This is a genomic window from Frankia sp. R43 (assembly GCF_001306465.1).
GTDB classification, from domain to species: Bacteria; Actinomycetota; Actinomycetes; order Frankiales; family Frankiaceae; genus Parafrankia; species Parafrankia irregularis.
In genome coordinates this window covers 181,525-201,505 of sequence record NZ_LFCW01000003.1, presented here as the reverse complement: position 1 = coordinate 201,505, position 19,981 = coordinate 181,525, and the positions used below count along the sequence as shown (strand labels likewise).

19 protein-coding genes and 1 tRNA gene are annotated in these 19,981 nt (G+C 69.9%); 14 read left to right on the top strand and 6 right to left on the bottom strand.

Features of this window, described 5'->3' with window-relative positions:
- Positions 1-102: 102 nt before the first annotated feature.
- Positions 103-1,029 carry a phosphotransferase enzyme family protein gene (locus tag ACG83_RS14525; protein WP_235497899.1) on the top strand — a complete coding sequence of 309 codons (927 nt, stop codon included), beginning with the start codon at positions 103-105 and terminating at the stop codon, positions 1,027-1,029.
- Between the two features lie 13 nt (positions 1,030-1,042).
- Here the strand turns inward: ACG83_RS14525 and ACG83_RS14520 are convergent, their stop codons facing one another.
- On the bottom strand, positions 1,043-2,482 hold the full coding sequence (locus tag ACG83_RS14520) for a helix-turn-helix transcriptional regulator (protein ID WP_235497898.1): 1,440 nt from the start codon (positions 2,480-2,482) through the stop codon (positions 1,043-1,045).
- A 206-nt stretch (positions 2,483-2,688) separates the two neighbouring features.
- Here ACG83_RS14520 and ACG83_RS14515 point away from each other — a divergent pair, with 206 nt between their 5' ends.
- Together ACG83_RS14515 and ACG83_RS14510 are read left to right on the top strand one after the other, a co-directional pair.
- Positions 2,689-2,973, top strand: coding sequence for a hypothetical protein (locus tag ACG83_RS14515; protein WP_054566755.1), 285 nt, complete (start codon positions 2,689-2,691; stop codon positions 2,971-2,973).
- Positions 2,974-3,059: 86 nt separating this feature from the next.
- Positions 3,060-3,425: a hypothetical protein gene (locus tag ACG83_RS14510; protein ID WP_235497970.1), complete on the top strand. Its 366-nt coding sequence runs from the start codon at positions 3,060-3,062 to the stop codon at positions 3,423-3,425.
- 31 nt (positions 3,426-3,456) lie between these two features.
- On the opposite strand, the gene ACG83_RS14505 is transcribed toward ACG83_RS14510, so the two are convergent.
- A complete protein-coding gene (locus ACG83_RS14505) occupies positions 3,457-3,882 on the bottom strand; it encodes a helix-turn-helix domain-containing protein (protein ID WP_054566753.1) in 426 nt (141 codons plus the stop codon).
- A gap of 221 nt (positions 3,883-4,103) precedes the next feature.
- Between ACG83_RS14505 and ACG83_RS14500 the strand changes: the two genes are divergently transcribed.
- From ACG83_RS14500 to ACG83_RS14465, 8 genes are all read left to right on the top strand, one after another.
- Positions 4,104-4,508 (top strand): hypothetical protein, encoded by a 405-nt coding sequence (locus ACG83_RS14500; protein WP_054566752.1) that lies wholly within the window; start codon positions 4,104-4,106, stop codon positions 4,506-4,508.
- Positions 4,505-4,792 carry a hypothetical protein gene (locus ACG83_RS14495; RefSeq protein WP_054566751.1) on the top strand — a complete coding sequence of 96 codons (288 nt, stop codon included), beginning with the start codon at positions 4,505-4,507 and terminating at the stop codon, positions 4,790-4,792. The genes ACG83_RS14500 and ACG83_RS14495 overlap by 4 nt, the downstream gene beginning before the upstream one ends.
- Positions 4,793-4,874: 82 nt before the next feature.
- The gene (locus tag ACG83_RS14490; RefSeq protein ID WP_054566750.1) at positions 4,875-6,434 is read left to right on the top strand and encodes an FtsK/SpoIIIE domain-containing protein; all 1,560 of its coding nucleotides are present in this window, start codon (positions 4,875-4,877) and stop codon (positions 6,432-6,434) included.
- Positions 6,431-6,664: a hypothetical protein gene (locus ACG83_RS14485; protein ID WP_054566749.1), complete on the top strand. Its 234-nt coding sequence runs from the start codon at positions 6,431-6,433 to the stop codon at positions 6,662-6,664. Before ACG83_RS14490 ends, ACG83_RS14485 begins: the two co-directional genes overlap by 4 nt.
- Positions 6,661-8,382 (top strand): replication initiator, encoded by a 1,722-nt coding sequence (locus ACG83_RS14480; RefSeq protein WP_054566748.1) that lies wholly within the window; start codon positions 6,661-6,663, stop codon positions 8,380-8,382. Before ACG83_RS14485 ends, ACG83_RS14480 begins: the two co-directional genes overlap by 4 nt.
- 30 nt (positions 8,383-8,412) lie before the next feature.
- Positions 8,413-8,598: a helix-turn-helix domain-containing protein gene (locus tag ACG83_RS14475; RefSeq protein ID WP_054567228.1), complete on the top strand. Its 186-nt coding sequence runs from the start codon at positions 8,413-8,415 to the stop codon at positions 8,596-8,598.
- Positions 8,599-8,733: 135 nt separating this feature from the next.
- Entirely contained in the window at positions 8,734-9,033 is a 300-nt protein-coding gene (locus ACG83_RS14470) for a hypothetical protein (RefSeq protein ID WP_054566747.1), read from the top strand.
- Between the two features lie 241 nt (positions 9,034-9,274).
- Positions 9,275-10,537 carry a site-specific integrase gene (locus tag ACG83_RS14465; RefSeq protein WP_054566746.1) on the top strand — a complete coding sequence of 421 codons (1,263 nt, stop codon included), beginning with the start codon at positions 9,275-9,277 and terminating at the stop codon, positions 10,535-10,537.
- 188 nt (positions 10,538-10,725) lie between these two features.
- Here the strand turns inward: ACG83_RS14465 and ACG83_RS14460 are convergent.
- Together ACG83_RS14460 and ACG83_RS14450 are read right to left on the bottom strand one after the other, a co-directional pair.
- Positions 10,726-10,797 (bottom strand) — tRNA-Val (locus ACG83_RS14460).
- Positions 10,798-11,633: 836 nt separating this feature from the next.
- Complete coding sequence (locus ACG83_RS14450) at positions 11,634-12,092, bottom strand: peroxiredoxin (protein WP_054566744.1); 459 nt, start codon at positions 12,090-12,092, stop codon at positions 11,634-11,636.
- A gap of 699 nt (positions 12,093-12,791) precedes the next feature.
- On the opposite strand from ACG83_RS14450, the gene ACG83_RS14445 reads away from it, so the two are divergent.
- A complete protein-coding gene (locus tag ACG83_RS14445; RefSeq protein ID WP_235497896.1) occupies positions 12,792-13,484 on the top strand; it encodes a DUF4234 domain-containing protein in 693 nt (230 codons plus the stop codon).
- Positions 13,485-13,813: 329 nt separating this feature from the next.
- On the opposite strand, the gene ACG83_RS14440 is transcribed toward ACG83_RS14445, so the two are convergent.
- Positions 13,814-14,251: a DUF3052 domain-containing protein gene (locus ACG83_RS14440; RefSeq protein ID WP_006543704.1), complete on the bottom strand. Its 438-nt coding sequence runs from the start codon at positions 14,249-14,251 to the stop codon at positions 13,814-13,816.
- Positions 14,252-14,620: 369 nt separating this feature from the next.
- Positions 14,621-15,010, bottom strand: a complete 390-nt coding sequence (locus ACG83_RS14435; protein WP_054566742.1) for a secondary thiamine-phosphate synthase enzyme YjbQ — start codon at positions 15,008-15,010, stop codon at positions 14,621-14,623.
- A gap of 633 nt (positions 15,011-15,643) precedes the next feature.
- On the opposite strand from ACG83_RS14435, the gene aceE reads away from it, so the two are divergent.
- A complete protein-coding gene (gene aceE / locus ACG83_RS14430; protein WP_054566741.1) occupies positions 15,644-18,460 on the top strand; it encodes a pyruvate dehydrogenase (acetyl-transferring), homodimeric type in 2,817 nt (938 codons plus the stop codon).
- Between the two features lie 681 nt (positions 18,461-19,141).
- The gene (locus tag ACG83_RS14425) at positions 19,142-19,981 is read left to right on the top strand and encodes a hypothetical protein (protein ID WP_054566740.1); all 840 of its coding nucleotides are present in this window, start codon (positions 19,142-19,144) and stop codon (positions 19,979-19,981) included.

The following is a 19,981-nucleotide window of genomic DNA, read 5'->3' as shown; positions in this document are numbered from 1 at the left end:
TGCTTGACGTAGCCGGTCCCGCGTGATGGTGCACTGCGGCCCGCTCTCTGCCGGCTCTGCGCTTCGGCGTACGGGCGGCGAGCGCTCGGCTAGCGTTCTGGTGTGGCGGACGGTAGCGGGGACGGCGTGGACTCCGTGGGCTTCGGGGTGGTTGAGGCTCGATCTGTGCTGGCCGCTGCCTGTGCTGCGGCGGGCCTCGATCCTGCTGGCGCTCGGATGCTGCGGCTCGGTGAGCATGCCGTGTTCCGTCTGGCCTCGGCGTCGTTGGTCGTGCGGATCGGTCGTTCGGCTGACTATCTGGACGCGGCACGGCAGGAACTCGCGGTGTCGGCCTGGTTGAACTCGTCTGGTGTTCCGACAGTCCGCGTGGCTGAGGTGGATGCGGATCAGCCGTTGATCGTCGATGACCGGGTGGTCGTGTTCTGGCGAACCGCTGGCAGTGGGGACGAGTACGGCACCACCGGGGAACTCGCGACGGCGCTGCGGCGGATGCACGCGCTGGTTCCACCGGTCGGACTGGTCCTGCCCGCGTTCGTTCCGTTCGGGAGGTCATCGCGGCGGCTCGACGACGCGGCCGACCTCGACCCGGCGGACCGGAGCTTCCTCCAGCACCGGGTCGAGGTCCTGGACGACGCCTACCGGAGCCTGCGTTTCGCACTGCCACCGGGTCCGATCCATGGGGATGCGAACGTCGGGAACCTGCTGCATGACGACGATGGGACCCCGGTCCTGATCGACCTGGATGGGTTCGCCACCGGTCCGCGGGAGTGGGATCTGATCCTGACCGCGATGTACCACGACCTGTACGGCTGGCATTCGGCGGACGAGTACGCCGCGTTCGTCGACGGGTACGGCTTCGACGTCATGGCCTGGGACGGTTACCCGGTCCTGCGGGACATCCGGGAGACGATGATGGTCGTCTGGATGGCGCAGAACATCGGCAACGATGACCGGACGGCGGCGGAGTTCGGCAAGCGGATGCGGGCGCTGCGGACGGGGGCGAGTCGGCGGGACTGGTCGCCGTTCTGACCTGCGCCGGCGGTTACGCGGCGGCCGTCCAGAGTCGGTAGGTCTCGGCCTGCTCGGTGAACTCCCGCGCGACGCTGCTGGTGCCCACCTTGGTGAGGCGGGTGCGGAACTCCTGGACGTAGGCGGCGCACCGGGCGGACTTCAACTGCTCGCCGATCTGCAGTGCCTTCAACGCGACCCGGCAGGCGGGTTCGGGGTCGCCGTGGTCCAGGTGGGCGTCGGCAAGGACCATGGCGGCGAAGAAGTCGCTGCGCGGGAACGCACCCTCGGCGTTGGCGCCGACTGAACGGCCGGCCCACGTCCGGGCTCCAGCTGCGCGGCCAAGGTCGCGGAAGCAGTGGCCGAACTCGGCGGAGAGCTCGGCCTCGTCGAAGTAGCTGATGAACGCCGGGTCGTCGGCGGGGTTGCGGCGGTTGAACGCACGCTCGGTCGCGGTCAGGGCGGCGTCGCAAGCGGTCGCGTCGCCGAGACGGGCGTAGGAGCGGGCCTCCATGACATGGAACTGGGCGGTCAGGGTCGGGGTGGCCACCGCGGCGGTTCCACTGGCGGCGGCGCGGGCGAGGTTCGCGGCGTGCTGGTACTCGCCGAGGAACGATGCCTGGTGGCTCATGGCGGATAGGACGCTGCCGGCGAGCATGCGGTCTCCGCCGGTCTGCGCGACGTGCAGGGCGGGAAGGAAGTACCGCTGGGCCAGTCCGTGCAGGCCGCTGTCATAAGCCATCCACGCGGCGAGCAGCAGCGCTTCGGCGACGGCGGAGTACAGGCAGGGCCCGACGGCGGCGGTGTACTGGCCGCGCATCATCGCCTCGACGTCGCTGGACAGGAAGCTCACGAAGGCGGTGCGTGCGTGTCCTCCGCCGTAGCGGTTGTCCAGGTCGGCGAACATTCCGGTGGTGGTCTGCAGCGCTTCGACGTCGGCGATGCCGACCCTGCGGCCGGTGGATGGTTCGCGGGTGGTCCGGTCGGTGGAGTGCAGGAGCCAGTCAAGTGCCGCCTCGGTCCAGATCCCGGGGTCGACGGGTGCGCCGTGGGCCTGGCGGGGCTGTTCCTGGTCGGCCTGCCAGAGCCGGACCAGGGAGTCGACCCCGGCGTCGACGCTGCGGGGGCGGGAGGCGGGCACGTCGAGAACGGCACTGCGCCTGGTGGCGGGCTTTCCGGGCTGGGCGGTGTCGTCGTCCTCGGCAAGCCCGAGCAGCGCGCGGGGAATGTCGAGTCCCGCGGCGAACTTCTCGAAGATCTCGATGCTGCTGACGTGGCGTTTCCCGCTGAGAATCGTGCTGATCGCGGGCTGCGCGACACCGGTCATGTGCGCTATCTGCGGCTGGGACGCTCCGGTCCAACGCCGGTAGATCGTGAGAATCGTGCGCATGTCGCGGTTGGCGAGTGCCTGGGCCATGTCCGGGCGGTCCCAGAGTCCGGGCGGCGCGGTGGGCGTGGGGCTGCGTCGGGGCATGGCGGGCTCCCATCCCGGAAGGGTGGCTGCCGGCACGTGGCGGCCTGCGTACCGTGAGCAAGTCTATCCACTCTCGGTATTCGGTTGCATATCTATTCCGGACGATGAGGGCGCGTCAGCGTACGTCCAGAGCTGTCCCGCTTGCGCACGGACAATCTCCGTCGCGGGCGGCTCGGACGATGACGACGATGCGGAAGGGCGGCCCAATGACGGCGACTACCGAAGCGACCTGCGGACCGACACACGATGCGGTTCTGTTCGGCGTGGTCCGCTTCGAGGAGGACGGTTCTGGACGGGTTCGGGACACGGTGATCACGTTCCGGTCCGCGCGGGATGCTGAGGCGTTCGCGCGGGATCGGTGCTGGACGCGGTTCCAGGTGACGCCGTTGCGGTTCTTCGTGGAGGAGAAGCCGGCGGAGCTGGGTGACTGGATGGTGCTCGGCGGGCATCTGGATCATCTGGTCACCCGGCGGGCAGGGCGTTACCGGTGAACGCGGATGACGCTCAGGGGCTGTGTACCGATGCGGTTCGGGATCGGTCGCGTCCGGCGGTGGTGATGCTGCCGTGGGGTGCGGGGATGTGGGCGGTGGTGATCCAGCCCGGATCGGATCTGGCGGATCTGCACCGGGCGCTGGCGGAGATGCCGGCCGGTCTGGAGTTCCACTCGGTCCACGGAGATGAGGCCGTGGTCCTCGCGTATCAGGTGCCGGCGGGGCAGGTGTCCCGGCGGGATCTGCTGCGGCTGACCGGCTCGGCGCTCGACATCCCGACGGGGTTCCCTGACCGGTCGCGGTGGATCACCCGTGAGGAGCAACAGGCGTATCGGGCGGGGCACGCGGATGCGTTCGACGCGATCCGGGTCTTCCTGAGCCGCCCCGCCGGCGGCACCCCGGACGACTCAGGAGCGGACGCGGCTGATCCTCGGGGGGTTAACCGAGTCTGAGCCTGGGCCTGTGAGGGGCCGGATCTGGTGGCTATCGCGCCACCGGGTCCGGCCTTTTCACGTCCGCGGCCGGCGCGGCCGATGCCTCGCCGTGGGGTTCGGTGAGGGGGCGGAGCTGGGCGCCGATGGCGGCAACGCTGCGTTCGATGCGGAGCAGGGCGTCCAGGATCTGCCGATCGACGGGCAGGGCCAGTGTCGGCACCTCGTCGGGCTGGCGACCGAGCAGGACGGCCAGCAGGTGACCGTCAGCCCATCCGAGTGCGTGGGAGATGGCGATGAGCGTGGCGTCCTGGGCGCGGCGGCTGCTGGTTCCCCGCGCCAACTCCCGCAGCGTCGCGACCGAAACCCCGGACGCGGCTGCGAGAGCCTGCTGACTCATCCGCTGCTGCCGCATCCGGTCTGTGATCGCTGTGCCGACTGCCGGCCAGTCCTCGCGTGTCGACGCATCGCGGATCATCACGACTCACCACCCCGTTGATTGCTTTTCGTCAAACCATAGCCTGCCTTCTGAGGTTGGCCGGAAGACTGCCATGGCGGCGGGCCCGGTTCTTATATCAAGGCGTTATCCCATGGCGTATATACGCTTGGCGAGCGCTCGGTGAGCGGTGCATGGTGGGTGTGCCCGACAAACCCCGGACTTCCCCGGGGGCGGGCTGACCCTCGGAGGCTGACGAATCCATGGCGGTTCCGCGACGTATTCCCGTGCGCTTTGAGGACGTGTTCCCGGCGGGCGCTTTCGTGCTCGGCGTGGAACCGGCGAACGACTACGAGAAAGTGAAGGCGAACGCCCCGGACCCGCAGGAACGCGACCCGAACACCGGCGAACGGATCTGGGCGGTGCGGGTACTCGACCCGGACCCGGCGGCCCGCCAGGCCGAACTGAAGGTGAAGGTTCCCGGCGAGGTTCAGCCGGTCCTGCCCGAAGCGATGCCCGGTACGCCGTTCCGGCCGGCACTGTTCGAAGGGCTGACGATCACGGCCTGGGTCGACACCAACGGCCGGTTCCCCAAGCAGGCCTACGCCCTGCGGGCCCTGCGCCTGCGGCACATCGGCCCGATGCGGCGGACCGGGGCGGCGGCATGACCGGCCACGACGGCGAGCTGCACCGGTCCGTGACGCACCTGGCGCTGCATGTCGGCACGGACTGGCACACGATGTGCCACACCTACCCGCACCGATCCCCGATCCTGTCCGTCGACGCGGGCCCGTCTCTGTTCAGCCTGTCCGTGGCCGGTGGCACGGTCACCGCGGACCATCTGCGGTTTGCCCGGACGTTGCAGCAGGCGGTTAGCACCTACCTCGCCGAGTGCGAACCCATCGCCAGCGCGGTACAGAACGACAATTTCCCGGCGGAAAACGCGGCGTAGAAACGCCCCTTTTCTCGCGGAAACGTCACTCCCCTTTCTCCCTCCCTGTGGTTTAGCGCGCTCGGAAACAGGTGGTATTTCCATGTCCAGAATCTACGGCGACCAGCGGATGCCGCGTATCCCGTCCCGCGCGGACAGGATCCGGGTGCCGGTATGGATGCTGCTGCTGGCGGTGGCCGGTAAAGGGCTGGTCCTCGGGGTGCGCTGGTGCTGGCGGCACCGGATCGCCGTCCCGGCCACGGTCGTCCTGCTGATGTTCGTCCACCGGTTCGGGCTGCTGAGCCTGCTCGTCCTTCTCGCCGCTCTCACGCTGTATGCGGTGGCCTGGCGGCAGGTGCATCCGGCATCGTTCGGGTGGCTGGCCCGGTGGGCGTGGGGACGGGTCCGGCTGACGCTCGTCTACCGGCGGCGGTGGCGCCCGGCGATGATCCATACGGATCTCGCGATCCGGGTCCCCACGTCCAACGCCGACCAGGTGACCTTCGACGAGTACTTCCCGCGGATCCGGTCGATCCGCTCTACCCGCGCGGTGGATGTGCTGCGGGTGGAGCTGCTACCCGGGCAGACCCCGCAGCAGTGGGCGGAGCAGGCTGAAGCGCTGCGGCACGTGTTCCGGGCCCGGCGCTGCCAGGTGCAGGCCGAGCAGCATCGGTTCGTCCGGCTGTACTTCCACCACCGTGACACCCTCGTTCGCCCCGTCACCGTCGGTGACCTCGACGGGGGTCGTCCCGGCCGGGTGAACCGGAACAGTGCGGACGGTGCTGGGGCTGGGTCTGGCCTCGCCGTGGCGGAGTTGGGCGCGGTCCCGGTCGGGCGCTGTGAGGACGGATCCCCCTGGACCCTGCCCGTGCGGGGGACGCATGTCCTCGTCGCGGGGGCGACCGGGGCGGGCAAGAGTTCGGTGCTGTGGTCGATCATCCGCGGCCTCGGCCCAGCGCTGCGTGCCGGGCTGGTGGAGCTGTGGGTGTGTGACCCGAAAGGCGGGATGGAACTCGCGTTCGGGGAACCGTTGTTCACCCGGTTCGCGACCACCACCGGTGAAGCCGCGGAGCTTCTCGACGACGCGGTGGCGGTCATGCAACGACGCACCGCCCTGCTGCGTGGGCAGACCCGGCTGCACACCCCGACCGTCGACGATCCGCTGATCGTGGTGGTGGTCGATGAGATCGCCTCCCTCACGTCGTATGTCACCGATCGGGAGTTGAAGAAGCGGATCGGGGCGGCGTTGCCGCTGCTGCTGTCCCAGGGCCGTGCGGCCGGGGTCGTGGTCCTGGCGGCGGTGCAGGACCCGCGTAAGGAGGTGCTGCCGTTCCGGGACCTGTTCCCGGTCCGGATCGCGATGCGCATGACCGAGGTCGAACAGGCCGATCTCGTCTTCGGTTCCGGTGCCCGCGACCGTGGTGCGCGGGCGGATGAGATCCCGGTCTCGCTGCCCGGGGTCGGCTATGTGCTGGTGGAAGGCCAGCCCGAACCGGTCCGGGTCCGTGCCGCGCACATCGACGACACCGAGATCAGCCGCACCGTCTGGGCCTACCGGCCCACCCGCGCGACCGGTGACGGCTGGATCCCGCAGATCCCCGCCTACCCCACCGACCATCCGACCGGCGGGGCCGCTCCGGCGGGGTGGGGTGAGGTCGCATGACCAGCCCAAGCAGCAACCCACCGGTACCGGACCTGGGTGCGCCGCTGGTGGTGCTGCCGGTGTGCGCCAACTGCTCCCACCTGTACGTCGCGCACCGCCGGGGCCGCTGCCGTGGCCACACCGGTAGCCGGACCCGCTGCGGCTGCACCCGCTTCACCGAACCCGTCGCTGCCACCGCTGTCGGCCTCGACCGTCCGGACCTCGATGTCACGGAGGACCAGCCCGCGTGACCCACCCGTCTCCCGTAGGCCCTGACCCGGCCGTCCCCCTCACCCCTGCCGCCGGTGACGATCGTGACGACCGGCCCGGTTCTCGGATGGCGCGGATGCGGATGCCGCTCGCCCGCCACGTCGTCGAAGCCGTCGCCGTGGAGAACGGCGTGTGTGTCCGGCCGATGGCGATGCGGCGCACGAACCTCGACACCGGCGAAACAGAGATCATCCCCGTGCCCTGCGGCGCCACCCTGGCGAGCAAGTGCCCGCCGTGTGCGGAGAAGACGCGGCGCCTGCGGATGGCGCAGTGCAAGGCCGGCTGGCACCTCGACGACGAACCCCTTCCCGACCCGGACCCCCCGACGGACGAAGCGAAGATTCTGGCCGGATTCCGCGCGGACCTCGAAGTCGTCCGCCACGATGCCGAACGTGACAGCGACCCGGCCGGCGTCGCGGAGATCGACGCGCTTATCGGCCAGGTGGACGACGAACTCAACGCCCTGGGCGTGCGGGGCAAGGCTGCCCCTGACGATCGGGACCGGGCTCGCCGTGCCCGCTCGACCCGCCGGCGGCAGGACGCTCCCGACCTGCCTCGGCTCCCGGTGGACAAGCGAACCGTCGGCCGGACGTATGAGGCGGCGGACGGTAAGACCTGGCGGCCGTCGATGTTCCTGACGCTCACCTGCGACACGTACGGCCGGGTGAACTCCGACGGGACTCCAGTCGATCCGGGCTCGTACGACTACCAGCGGGCGGCGCGGGACGCGATCCACTTCCCGAAGCTGATCGACCGGTTCTGGCAGAACCTGCGCCGCGCGGTCGGCTGGGATGTGCAGTACTTCGCCGCGCTCGAACCCCAACGGCGGCTCGCCCCGCACCTGCACGCGGCCATCCGCGGCACGATCCCGCGGCTGCTGCTGCGCCAGGTCGCGGCGGCCACGTACCACCAGGTCTGGTGGCCTGCGGTCGACCAGCCCGTCTACGGCGACGGTCACCTTCCCGTGTGGGACGGCGGCTCCGGGGCCTACCTCGACCCGGACTCGGCTCGTCCGCTGCCCAGCTGGGATGAGGCCCTCGACGCCATCGGGGACGAGGACGAACCGTCCCACGTCGTCCGCTTCGGCCCGCAACTGCGCGCGGACGGCGTCACCGCGAACTCGGCGAACACCGGCCGGATGATCGGCTACCTGACCAAGTACCTGACGAAGAGCCTCGATGGCTGCCACGCGGCCACGACCGACGTGCAACGGCGCCACGTCGACCGGCTTGCGGCGGCGCTGCGCTACGAACCGTGCTCGCCCACCTGCGCGAACTGGCTACGATTCGGGGTCCAGCCGAAGAACCCGAAGCCAGGTCTCGTTCCTGGGCGGTGCCGCGGAAAGGCACACCGGCGGGAGACGCTCGGGTTCGGCGGACGGCGGGTCCTGGTCAGCCGCAAATGGTCCGGCAAGACCCTGACCGACCACAAGCAGGATCGGGTCGTGTTCATCCGGGAGCAGCTCGAAGCGCTCGGTCACACGGCTACCGGTCCGGCTGCGGCCGAGACCGACCCGGCTCGGACCGCGTGGACACTGCTCCGGCCCGGCGACCCGGCGGCACCCCGACGCGAACACCTGCTCCTGCAGGCCGTCGCGCAACGTCACGCCTGGCGCGCACAGCTCGACGCGGCCCGCCGTGCCCTGACCGGCGAACTTCCGGCAACCGGCCCACCCGAGGCTCCGGCCCGCGCTGCCTGATCTTTCCGCCCTGAACTCGTGGAGATCACCGTGACCAGCAAGCTTCTGCTGACGGTCGACGAAGCCGGCGAACTGCTCGGTGTCGGTCGGAGCACCGTGTACGACCTGATCCGCGGCCACCGGCTCGAATCCGTCCGCATCGGCCGCTCCCGCCGCGTTCCCCGCGCCGCGGTTCTCGCCTACGTCGACCGGCTGCGCGGCGAGGAAGCGGCATGAAGGCCCATCCGACCAGCGGCTCGGCGCGCGGGCCTCCGGGTTGTCCGGAGTTTCGGAAAGGCGGTCCCGGTGGGTGCTGGAACACCCGACCGGGACCTGAGACCCCACCCCTGCCTGTGACAGGAGCGAAGCCCTATGAACATCTTCTCGTCCAACGGATTCGGCGCGTGGCGCACCCCCGGCGGAGACTCCCCGCTCGTCGCGTCCCACACCACGAGCACCGGTGACCACGAGCTGACCATCCGTCCTGGCGCGGACGTCGGCGACCTAGTGGCGATCCTCGCGACCCTGCCGGCGGATGCCTTCTTCACCGAACACTTCGGCGACGTGGACGCGGTTCTCGTGTTCCGCCAGGTGCCCGGACTTCCGGCAATGGTCCCCGCGAACGGGAATCCCGCGGCGGACCCGGCAGCGGCCAGCCTCCCGCGCCCATAGCGGCAATCCCGCCTGCCCCTCCCCCATTTTTCTTCCGTTCTCTGGTGGCGTTCAAAGCTGTCGGGGTGTCGGACGTGTCCAGGGTCGGCCGCAGGCCGATGGCGGAGCCACGCGAAGCGCCCTGGACGCGGCCGGCGCCCCGACAGACCATCCCCACGCCAGAGAACGGAATCCCACCGGCACCGGGCAGCGCACCCGACCCCGTGCCCACCCGTCCCGTTCTTTCGGCAAGGAGAAACCCATGCCCAGCAGCACCGACGGTCCGTCGAACGGTCGACGCAAGGGGCGCAGCAAGCGCGCCAACGGCCAAGGCTCGATCTACCAGCGCGCGGACGGTCTGTGGGTCGGCGCGGCCTACGTCCTCATGCCCGACGGCACCAGCAAGCGGCGCCCGGTCTACGGCAAGTCGGAAGAAATCGTCCGCAGCAAGCTCACGGAACTTCAGGCCAATTCGGATCAGGGAATTCCGGCGGAGGCGACCGGCTGGACGGTCGAACGGTTCCTGAATTACTGGCTGGAGCAGACCGTCAAGCCGAACAACAAGCCGGCGACCTACCACGGTTACGAGATGATGGTCCGGGTTCACATCTGCCCGGCGATCGGCAAGAAGCGGCTGAACAGGCTGACCGCGGCGGACGTCCGGCTCTTCGTCCGGCAGATGGAGAACTCCTGCCTGTGCTGCCGGCGCGGCCTCGACACCCGGCGGCGTGAGGAGAACCGGCGGTGCTGCGCGATCGGCCAGTGCTGCAGGTCACTCCCATCCCGGCGGCTGGTGCAGCAGGCGCACTCGGTGCTGCGCAACGGCCTTCAGGCGGCCGTCCGCGAGGAACTGCTCCGCCGCAATGTCGCGAAGCTGGTGAAGATCACGCCACCGCAGTACGGCATCAACCGCGGCCTGACTGTCGAACAGTCGCGGGCCCTGCTCGACGCGGCGGCCGGTGACCGGCTCTACGCGCTCGTGGTCCTGGCGCTCTTCCTCGGCCTACGCCGCGGGGAACTCCTCGGTCTCCAGTGGTCGGACATCGACACCGACCGCGGCACCCTCACGATCCGCCGCACCCTCCAGCGCACCGGCCGTGCCCTCCGCCTGGTCACCCCCAAGACGGACACATCGTTTCGCACGCTGCCACTGATCGGCTTCGTCGCAGAAGCGCTGACCGAACACCGCAAGCTCCAGGACGCCGAACGGGACGCGACCGGTGATCGCTGGGTGCACACCGATCACATCTTCACCACGAAGATCGGAACGATGATCGACCCCGGCAACCTACGTCGAACCTGGGACCCACTACGCCGCGCGGCCGGCATAGACGACGTGGTCTTCCACGGGCTGCGGCACACCTGCGTGACACTGCTCCTGAACCTCGGCGTCCCACCCCACACCGTCCGCGAGATCGCCGGCCACTCCGCCATCGAAGTCACGATGACGATCTACGCCCACTCATCAATGGCGGAGAAGCGCACCGCCCTGGCCCGACTCGACGATCACCTGATCGGCAACTGATCACCGACTCCCCCGACGGGCGGCCACCATGCGCGTTGCTACAGGCGTTGCTACAAACGCCCAGATTTCCCGGCCCCAGAGGCGCCACAGGCGCCCCGTCGGGGGGTCTCGGGGGGTCACCCCCCGGCAGACATTGCGGCTGTGCCGCAGGCGATCCGCAGGATCGACAAGCATGCGGAACCAGCGCGTGGGCGCGGCAGGGATCGAACCTGCGACCACTCGCTTGTAAGGCGAGCGCTCTCCCGCTGAGCTACGCGCCCGGGAGGATGCCAGCCTACGCAACACAGGGCCTGCGTCGGCAACATACGTCCGGCTGCACGGTGTCCCTTCCGTCAGGAGAGTCACCGTGCCAGGTCGAAACGTTAGCGGATGATCGCGAGTTTTGGGTCAGGAGACCGGCCGTGGCCGCCCGAACATGCGGGAGAGGGCGGCGTCAACGTCGGCGGCGAGGGCTCCGTCGCGGTCTGGGAGGCTCGCGGGCGCGCCCGTGTCCGGCGACGCGAAGGAGTGTTCGGTCTCCGCCTGCGCCGCCTCAGAGCGCGTGTGGGCGTCTGTCGCCGCGGGTTGGCCCATGGCCCCGGGTTTGTCTCTTGCGGCTGCGAACGGTCGCACCAGCGGCCTCGGCGGTTCGCCGGCGGGCGAAGGGGGCTCGGCTGGCGGCGGCTGCAGTTGCAGTTGCGCCGGTGGGCGCTGACTGGCGATATCCGTGAGCTCGGGTGCGTGGCGGTCGGGCTCCTTGCGAGCGCCGCAGTCGCGGCACAGGACTGTTCCGAGCGCCTTCGCCAGGCGGGTCGAGGCGCACCTGTTGCACCGGTCGAGGATCGCGTCCCAGTCCGGGGCGGGGCGGCAGGTCGGGCAGACCAGAACCTGCTCACCGCTGATCACGACGCGGTGCCAGGGACTTGATCCCCGGACCGGGTCGGTCTGACGCTCGCTGCAACGGAAACACGGCATGAGGTTCACCGTCCTCACGAGACCGGCGGAGCACGTCGACCGTGGCGCGCCTCGTTGGGCTCCCCCGCGGGTTCCTGGCTGGCCAGGTGTGCCGGCAAGGAGCCCGACGGGGCGGGATCACCCGCCCGTCGGCTCCTGCGGACTACAGCGAGGCGAGCGCCTTGAGGTACTCGGCCTGGTCACGTGCGTCCGGAATGTTGTTCACAACCTTCCAGCGCACCTTGCCCTCCTTGTCGATGATGAAGGTCCCGCGCAGGGAGATGCCCTTCTCCTCGTTGAAGACCCCGTAGGCCTTGGCCACCTCGCCGTGCGGCCAGAAGTCCGCGAGCAGGGGGAACTCGTAGCTCTGCTGGTCCGCCCACACCTTGTGCGCGAAGGCGGAGTCGACGGAGATGGCGAGCACCTGCACGTCGTCGTTCTGGAAGGAACCGAGGTCATCCCGGACGGAGCACAGCTCGCCCTGGCAGACCCCGGTGAAGGTCAGCGGGTAGAACAGGAGCACAACGTTGCGACGGCCCCGGAAGTCGGACAGGGTGACGACCTCGTTGTTCTGGTCCTTCAACGAGAAGTCGGGGGCGACGGCTCCGACGTCGACGGTCACGAGCTGTTCCTCTCGATTGCGGTTGGTTTCGCGTTCTTGGGTGCTGCTCGACCTCGCGGTCTTCGCGACCAGTCAGTCCTCTCCGCCAGCATGCCACCGCCGGCCACGCCCTTGGCGTCCGGCCACTACCGGTGTGCCGGATCGGGTGTGCCGCTCCGGCGCCCTGCGCCCTGCGCCACGACCCGCTCTCCCGCTCTTCCCCGAGGTGGGACGTCCCACGTGGGCCCTCGGGACGCGACGCAGGGCACGCCGGGCACTGTGGGGCTCCACAACGCCTTGGCCGCCAGGAGATCACAGCGACGACCACATCGTCAGGGCTGCCTGGCACCACACGGGAAACGAACGGTCCTGCAGGGCAGGGCAGGGACAGTAGGCGCGTGATCCCGCGCGGGACGGTGGTCTTCAGGTCGGCGGCAGCAGGAGCACCCGGAGAGCCCACTCCGACTCCGAAACGTACAAATCCAGATACGGAGAGCATACTTACGCTCAACGATCCCACAGGAAAGCGCCGGAACAGGTTTCCAGCACTCCGGTGTCCTAGTCTGACCGGTCAACGGCCTCGATAACAATCGAGCCGGACAACTACAGAAGACTACTGGGGCGGTATCCGCTTCCAGCCGGTCACTGCTCGCGGCCAGGCCGGGAGCGAAACCGCATGACGGCGCGTCGGGCGCCTGCGGTCCGAACAGCAGGGAGGTCGTGTCCACCTTGACCAATCAGATGCCGCCGCCCGGCCCGCCTGGCTGGGGGCAGGGCAGCCAGGGAGGGCCCGGCGGCCCGCCGCCCGGGTTCGGCGGCCCGCAGGGCTATTCCAACCCACCCGGCCCGTTCGGCGCTCCGGGCCCAGGTAACGCCCCGCCGTACTCGGACCGGACGGAGCCGTACGCACCGAGCCCGTACCCGCCGAATCCGTACCCGCCACAGCCCTACCCGGGAAACCAGACCTATCCGGTGCCTCCCGGCTACGGGCCGCCACCCGCCGGCGCCTCGCCGGTCGGCGCCGGGGTTCTGGGTAAGCGACGCAACCCGTTCGCCGTGTGGCTCGGGCTGCCGATCATCACGCTCGGCATCTACAGCCTTGTCTGGGTCTACAAGACCAACAAGGAGCTCTCCGCGTACAACCCCCGCATCCAGGTCAACCCGGCGTTGTCGGTGCTGGCGTATGTGATCGGCTGGGTGTTGATCGTCCCGCCCTTCGTGGCCACGTGGCGGCTGGGTACCCGCACCCGGGATGCCCAGCGCGCGGCCGGGCTCCCGGAGCTCAGCCCCGGGGTGGCCTTCGTGCTGTGGCTGGTCGGCGGAGGTGCCCTGTACCTCCAGTACGAGATCAACAAGATCTGGGCCCGTTACCCGGGCGCAGTCGAGGGCCAGCAGGTCCCGCTGAGCTTCTGAGGGGCCGGCGACAGACGGCTCAGAAGCGGTACTTCAGCGCTTCGGTTCCCAGATCGGGCCGGGGCGCTGAAGGCCATCGGGCCAGGGCGGCTGACGGGCGTTGTGAGGTGGCCTGGCGTTCTTGTGTGCCCGATGTTTCTTGTGTGCCCGGCGTCTCTCGTGTGCCCGGCGTCTCTCGTGCGCCCGGCGTCTCTCGTGCGCCCGGCGTCTCTCGTGCGGCCACAGCACGGCGGCAGCCCTCTCCGCCTCAGGCAGCCTCTGGGCGCACGCGAACAGCCGGGTTGGCGGCACCTGGAGCCGCCAACCCGGTCACTGCCGGCACCGGGCCGTCAGCGGTGGCGTACCCGCTGCGACTTGGGGGCCGCCAGCCGCATCCCGGCCCATTCGGCCGCGACGCTGACTGTGCTGGTCTGAACGAGGCCCGCGGTGGGCACAGCGTCGAGGACGTCGCTGGGCTCGACGTGACCTTCGCGACCCGCCTTGGGGGTGAGCAGCCAGATCACGCCCTCCTCGGACAACTGCCTGCGCGCGTCGATGAGGGCGTTGGCCAGATCGCCATCGTCCTCACGCCACCACAGGAGGACGACGTCGACCACGTCGTCGGAGTCCTCCGGCACAAGCTCGGTGCCACTCGCCGTGGTGACCGCATCAAGCAGGTCCTGGGCGATGTCGTCGTCCTCGTTGAGCGACTGGACCAATGTGCCGGCCGCGACTCCCAGACGTTCCGCACGGCGCTGACCCTCGGCGTTCGCCGCGGTCGGACTCACCCTCCGCTACCTCCTGCTCGTCTACATAACGCCTCGCTGTGGCGAGGCGCCCGGTCGTGGGCGGACCGGTCGGCGACGATCCGCTCGCGCGACCCGCCGTAGGCCTAGTCCACCGGACCATCCGGTGGGTGCGCAAGTGCCACGCCGGGGGTTGTGGACAAGCAGGGGGATGCCGGCCGTTCCACAACGATCTCCGCTGACACAATCTCGCTACCCACGGGCCGTCACGTCAACCCGTCACGGCAAACCCGCCGACACGATGTCACCATCGTTCCAACCTGCGGGAATGTGATGTGGGACGCCTTGGCGGCCGAACCCTGCCCGGCTCCTGGGCCGGACCGGCGGTCAGGCCGGTCACCGGGCGTGTGGTCAGCCTGCGAGGAAGGACAGCCGAACCGTCCGATCCGGGTTGTCCACGTTCAGGTCGACGAGTGCGACCGACTGCCAGGTGCCCAGCGCGAGCCGGCCGTCGAGAACGGGAACGGTCACCGACGGTGGCACGATGGCGGGCATCACGTGTGACCGGCCGTGCCCGCGCGAACCGTGGGCATGGCGCCAGCGGTCGTCCGCGGGGAGCAGTGTCGCCAACGCGGCGAGCAGGTCCTCGTCGCTGCCGGAGCCGAGCTCCAGAATCGCGACGCCGGCGGTGGCGTGCGGAACGAAGACGGACAGCAGCCCGTCCCCACGGCCGGCGACGAACTCCGCGGCCCGGTCGGTGAGATCGACGACCCGGTCATGACGGCCCGTATGCACCGTCATTGTTCTCGTCTCCACCTTCGACGTCCTTCCTCCGTTACCCACCGACGCTCCAGTGTCGCCGCGGCGACGTCCGGGGTCCGCCCTGACCCACGCATGCCGGCCCGCCAGCGCCGCTCTGTGGTCCGCGCCGTGGTCCGTGAAGCGCGGGCCGCGCGCGGGGCCCAGCCAGCCACCCAGGCCGTCGCACGGCCGCCCGCACGGACGGTCTCGCATACCGCCGGCCGCGCCGTCGGCGCGGGCCACCGTCCGGGTCGTTGTGCCGCCTGTCACCGGGCGCTGACAGCCGGCCCGTTTTGGACCGGTTGGGTTTGTCACACGGCTGTGCGGGCGCTCGCGCGGGCCCCGGGCACGGTCGGCCCGAGAGCCAGCCCGCGCGCACACGGTGCGCAGCCGGACGAAGCATGACGTCTTCCACGATCCGCGACCTGAGCCGAACCCGGCACAGCAATCACGACAACCGGTTGCTGGATGCTGACTGATGGTCATAGCACCACGATGCATCCGGTGATATCGGGCCCTGTCGATCCAGTTTTGTTACCAATCAGTAGGCAGGGCGTGCGTGACGGCGGTGTCGAGACGGAGCACGATAGTGAGGAGGCATCGGCCAGGAGCTACGGAGAGCAGGAGTTAGGCGTGGCGCAGGACACAACACGGAAGTTCTCGGTGATCACCGACGGGCTCCCGAGCCAGTTGCCGGACATCGATCCGTCCGAAACCAGCGAATGGCTTGAGTCCCTGGATGCTGTCATCGAGGAGTCGGGGCGGGGCCGCGCGCGGTTCCTCATGCTCAAACTCCTCGAGCGAGCACGTGAGAAGGCTGTAGGCGTACCGGCTCTGACGAGTACGGACTTCATCAACACGATCCCACCCGAGCAGGAACCCTGGTTCCCGGGTGACGAGCACGTGGAACGACGCATCCGCGCCTACATCCGCTGGAACGCCGCCATCATGGTGAGCCGCGCCAACCGTCCCGAATACAACGTCGGCGGGCATATCGCGACCTATGCGTCGAGTGCCAGCCTTTACGAGGTCGGTTTCAACCACTTCTTCCGCGGCAAGGACCACCTGACCTCCTCGCCCGGCAGCGACTCCGGCGACCAGATCTTCATCCAGGGCCACGCCTCGCCCGGTATCTACGCACGCGCCTTCCTGGAAGGGCGCCTCACCGAGGCACAGCTGGACGCCTTCCGGCGGGAGGGCGAGCCGGGCGGGCTGTCGTCCTACCCTCATCCGCGCCTGATGCCGGACTTCTGGGAATTCCCCACCGTCTCCATGGGCCTCGGCCCGATCGATGCCATCTACCAGGCTCGATTCAACCGCTACCTGCTCAACCGGCAGATCAAGGACACGTCCCGCAGCAAGGTGTGGGCGTTCCTCGGCGACGGTGAGATGGACGAGCCGGAGTCGATCGGCGCACTCGGTGTCGCCGCCCGCGAGGAGCTCGACAACCTCATCTTCGTCGTCAACTGCAACCTGCAGCGCCTCGACGGTCCCGTCCGCGGCAACGGCAAGATCATGCAGGAGCTGGAGTCGACGTTCCGCGGCGCCGGCTGGAACGTCATCAAGGTCGTCTGGGGCCGTGACTGGGACCCGCTGCTCGCCCAGGACACCGACGGCGTTCTCGTGCACCGGATGAACACCACGCCCGACGGCCAGTTCCAGACGTACTCGACGTCGGCCGGCGACTACATCCGGGAGAACTTCTTCGGCGCGGACGCCCGGCTGCGCCGCATGGTCGCCGGCCTCACCGACGACGACCTGCGCAAGCTCTCCCGCGGCGGCCACGACTACCGCAAGCTCTACGCGGCCTACAAGGCGGCCACCGAGCACACCGGCCAGCCCACCGTGATCCTCGCCCACACGATCAAGGGCTGGACGCTGGGCAAGGACTTCGAAGGCCGCAACGCCACGCACCAGATGAAGAAGCTCACCAAGTCGGAGCTGAAGGAGCTGCGCGACCGGCTCTACCTGGACATCCCCGACGCGGCGCTCGACGGCCACCTGCCGCCGTACTACCGCCCCAGCGCGGACTCCGAGGAGATCCAGTACATGCGGGAGCGCCGGGCGGCGCTCGGCGGTTCCATCCCCCGCCGGGTCGTCCGGGCCCGCCCGCTCGCCCAGCCGCCGGCGTCGATCTTCGACGAGCTGCGTCGCGGTTCGGGCAAGCAGCCGGTGGCGACGACGATGGCCTTCGTCCGGCTCCTCAAGGATCTGATGAAGACCAAGGAGATGGGCGCCCGGTTCGTGCCCGTCATCCCGGACGAGGCTCGCACGTTCGGGATGGACGCGATGTTCCCCACGGCGAAGATCTACTCGCCGCACGGGCAGCGCTATGAGGCCGTCGACCGTGAGCTGCTGCTGTCGTACCGGGAGTCCGAGGCCGGTCAGATGCTGCACGAGGGCATCAGTGAGGCCGGCTCGATGGGCTCGGTGATCGCGGCGGCCACGGCCTACTCCACCCACGGCCAGTACATGATCCCCGTCTACGTCTTCTACTCGATGTTCGGGTTCCAGCGGACCGGCGACCAGATGTGGGCGCTGGGCGACCAGCTCGGCCGTGGCTTCCTGCTCGGTGCCACCGCCGGGCGCACCACGCTCAACGGTGAGGGCCTGCAGCACCAGGACGGGCACTCGCTGCTGCTGGCGTCCACCAACCCGGCGTGCGTGTCGTACGACCCGGCGTTCGCGTTCGAGGTCTCGCACATCGTCCGGGACGCACTCGACCGGATGTACGGCGAGCGGGACGAGAACGTCTTCTACTACCTGACCGTCTACAACGAGCCTGTTCCGCAGCCGGCGGAGCCGGCCGGGCTCGACCCGGCGCAGATCCTCGCGGGCATGTACCGCTTCCGCACCGCCGACGAGCTCACCGGTGGCGACGGCGCGGCCCCGGGCGCGGCGGGCGACTCGTCCACGCCGCGGGCGCAGATCCTCGCCAGTGGCACCGGCATGCGCTGGGCGCTGTCAGCCCAGGAGATGCTGGCCGCCGACTACGGCGTCGCCGCCGACGTGTGGTCGGTCACGTCCTGGAACGAACTGCGCCGCGAGGCCCTCGTCTGCGAGCGGCACAACCTGCTCCACCCGGAGGAGGCTGCCGCGGTGCCCTACGTCAGCCAGATCCTCGCCGGTGCGCCTGGCCCGGCCGTCGCGGTCTCCGACTGGATGCGCGCCGTTCCGGACCAGATCTCGCGGTGGGTGCCGCAGGCGTACACCTCGCTGGGCACCGACGGCTTCGGCCGCTCCGACACCCGGGCCGCCCTGCGTCGCCACTTCAACGTGGACGCCGAGTCGGTGGTCGTCGCGACGCTGGAGGCGTTGGCCCGCTCCGGCGAGGTCGAGCAGGCCGTCGTCGACGACGCCATCCGCCGGTATGGGCTACGCAAGGATGGCGTGGGCGAGGTCACTCTCAGCTCCGCCGTGGAGGTGTCCGAGCCGGCCGTCTCCGGCTGACAACCTCCCGGGCGGCCGACCTGGCCGCCCATCGGAGCCGCAGGCACCGCCCGCGGGTGAGTCTCCGTATGGCCACCTGCGCAACCGGGCGGCACCTGACCGTGCACCTGCCGGGTCCACGGGCCCCCTCCCCCCGGGGGTCCGTGGACCGCGGGTGGCGAACCGGGCCACCCGCGACACTGAGTGACGACACTCGCGGCACCCAATGGCACGCAGCGTAACCAAACATGGTCGCTACCCTCCGCGTTCACCGTGCTCCAGCCGCGCACCGGCTAGCATCTGTACTCCAACGATGCCACCAGCCCAGCGCTCCTTGTGACAAGCAGTCACCGACAATCGGTCCCTGATCGTCACCGGCGACACTATTGTCTCGGGAGTGACATCAAGGCCAACGGCCACGCGCGGCAGTCACGCGCGGGCCCGCGGTTCGCGACCACCGCGGAGCCCGCTCCGCGGAACCGGATCCGTCGCGCCACGGCACCGGCCCGCAGGGGTTCCGGGTGACCGACCGGCGTGTCGTGCCCCTGTATCCGGCGCACCGCCCCGCGCACTACCCAGCGCGGGGTGGGACCTGTCGCGGCCCGGCAGCCACGAGATCGAGGAGGAGCACGTGACGCGTGTCCCGAGGACCACCGGTCCGTCCGCCCATCGGGCGGCAACCCGCCAGCCGGGCCGGCAGGCATGATCCTCCGGGCGCGCCGCATCGACCGGCTGGAGGAGCACCCGAACCTCCGCGGAATCCTCGGGATCCTCGCGCAGCTCGTGCACACCACCGACAGCGAGCTGGTCTCGCTGGCCGCGCTGTGGCGCAACTCCGGGCAGCTCGCCTCCGCACGGGACAAGGCGCTGGCACCCGACTCCCCGCTCATCGTCGAGGTCCTCGCCGCGTTCGACGCGCTGTCCGCGATCTACGCTGACGATCTCACCGGCGCCGAGTTCGTCACCCTCGACCCCGCGATCACCTCGACGGCGCTGCGGGCCATGCGCGACGCCCTCGCCGGCGCCTACGCCAAGCCGATCCTCAACCGATCCGAGTACACGGCGCTGCTGCGTCCATGGCGGACGGTCTACCCGCGGGTCCGCTCGCACGAACCGGATCTGGGCCCCGCCGCCGCCGACGTCAAGCGAGTCCTGGCGACCCTGCCCAGGCTGGCGCGCCGCTGCCACGACCCGGCCAGCCTCGAGGTGTTCGACGGCCTGCTGACGACCGTGATGACCCGCGACGACGAGGCCCACCAGGCCGCGATGGAACGGGCCTTCGACAGCGCCGTGCTGACCGGGCGGCGGCGGGTGTGGACGCTGGTCCGCCGCAGTGCCGCCGAGGGCTTCTGGCGGCTGTGCCCGGCCTGCCGCAGGCTCGCCACCGCGCCCGACTCCTCGTCGGACGAGCGGGTCATGGAACTGTGCGCCGACCTGGCCTGTGCGCTGCTCGTCGAGGACCTGCTCGAGCCGGACGTCTACGCGACGCTCACCATGCCCCTGCGTGCGCTGATCCCGCTGCAGGGCGCCGCCGGGGCCTGA

Coding starts and splice junctions, on each gene's coding strand:
- ACG83_RS14505 (WP_054566753.1), bottom strand. CDS start 3,882: ATGATCCGCGATGCGTCGACACGCGAGGACTGGCCGGCAGTCGGCACA.
- ACG83_RS14515 (WP_054566755.1), top strand. CDS start 2,689: ATGACGGCGACTACCGAAGCGACCTGCGGACCGACACACGATGCGGTT.
- ACG83_RS14465 (WP_054566746.1), top strand. CDS start 9,275: ATGCCCAGCAGCACCGACGGTCCGTCGAACGGTCGACGCAAGGGGCGC.
- ACG83_RS14500 (WP_054566752.1), top strand. CDS start 4,104: ATGGCGGTTCCGCGACGTATTCCCGTGCGCTTTGAGGACGTGTTCCCG.
- ACG83_RS14510 (WP_235497970.1), top strand. CDS start 3,060: ATGTGGGCGGTGGTGATCCAGCCCGGATCGGATCTGGCGGATCTGCAC.
- ACG83_RS14520 (WP_235497898.1), bottom strand. CDS start 2,482: ATGCCCCGACGCAGCCCCACGCCCACCGCGCCGCCCGGACTCTGGGAC.
- ACG83_RS14495 (WP_054566751.1), top strand. CDS start 4,505: ATGACCGGCCACGACGGCGAGCTGCACCGGTCCGTGACGCACCTGGCG.
- ACG83_RS14485 (WP_054566749.1), top strand. CDS start 6,431: ATGACCAGCCCAAGCAGCAACCCACCGGTACCGGACCTGGGTGCGCCG.
- ACG83_RS14470 (WP_054566747.1), top strand. CDS start 8,734: ATGAACATCTTCTCGTCCAACGGATTCGGCGCGTGGCGCACCCCCGGC.
- ACG83_RS14435 (WP_054566742.1), bottom strand. CDS start 15,010: ATGACGGTGCATACGGGCCGTCATGACCGGGTCGTCGATCTCACCGAC.
- ACG83_RS14425 (WP_054566740.1), top strand. CDS start 19,142: ATGATCCTCCGGGCGCGCCGCATCGACCGGCTGGAGGAGCACCCGAAC.
- ACG83_RS14490 (WP_054566750.1), top strand. CDS start 4,875: ATGTCCAGAATCTACGGCGACCAGCGGATGCCGCGTATCCCGTCCCGC.